Genomic DNA, 683 nt, shown 5'->3' on the forward strand with positions numbered 1-683 from the left:
GGCCAACACGAGCGCTCGATAACCAATCATGCCTCACGTGCGCGCCGGATTGCGGACGGCCTTCGCGAGGCGCTTACTCGATGGAAAACATCTGGCCACCGGCTCAAGACGGAATAAGTATCGCCGTCGCTCCGAAAAGGCTCGCCAGTGACCAAGGCGCTCACACCGCGAAACGCGTGGAGCAGATCGGCGGTAAGCGCTAAATCCGCCACACGTCGTTAGGTGACGTGTTACCGGGTAACATGTTTCGAATCGATAGTTACCGGGTAACGAAGGAGATGCGAGATGACGCAAACGACGGCGCAGCGGCAGGCGGCTTATCGGGCAAGGCGCGAGACGGCAGGCAAGGACGGCAACGGTGATCGACGTCTGGATATGTGGGTGAGCACGGAAGCGTATCTTGCTCTGACGCGGTTAGCTCGCCGTTACTCGGTAACGAAGCGCCAGATGCTGGAACGGTTGATCGCGCGGGCAGACGACGCGATTGTGCGCCGACTCGATCCCGATTCGGAACAGTGGGACCAATACTTCGGCCCAGCGCGGTAGCGATCGGAGTTACCCGGTAACGGCTTGCTGTCGAGCGAAGTTGAACGGTAGCAGGTCGCCAATATCGGCATCCGGTGCGCGCTGCGGCAATTCGGTCAGCACGTGCAGCAGATAGGCATGGGGATCGACGCCACAGG

Annotated in this window: 2 protein-coding genes; one reads left to right on the plus strand and one right to left on the minus strand. The window is 60.5% G+C overall.

Annotation, left to right across the window (positions count from 1 at the left end):
* Positions 1-285 precede the first annotated feature (285 nt).
* Positions 286-546, plus strand: coding sequence for a hypothetical protein (locus WS91_RS26575; protein ID WP_045598729.1), 261 nt, complete (start codon positions 286-288; stop codon positions 544-546).
* 9 nt (positions 547-555) lie between these two features.
* On the opposite strand, the gene WS91_RS34705 is transcribed toward WS91_RS26575, so the two are convergent.
* Positions 556-683 (minus strand): transposase domain-containing protein (locus WS91_RS34705; protein ID WP_156432334.1); only part of this gene is annotated, 128 nt, incomplete at its 5' end.

This window comes from Burkholderia sp. MSMB1498, from assembly GCF_001526245.1.
Classification (GTDB): Bacteria; Pseudomonadota; Gammaproteobacteria; order Burkholderiales; family Burkholderiaceae; genus Burkholderia; species Burkholderia savannae.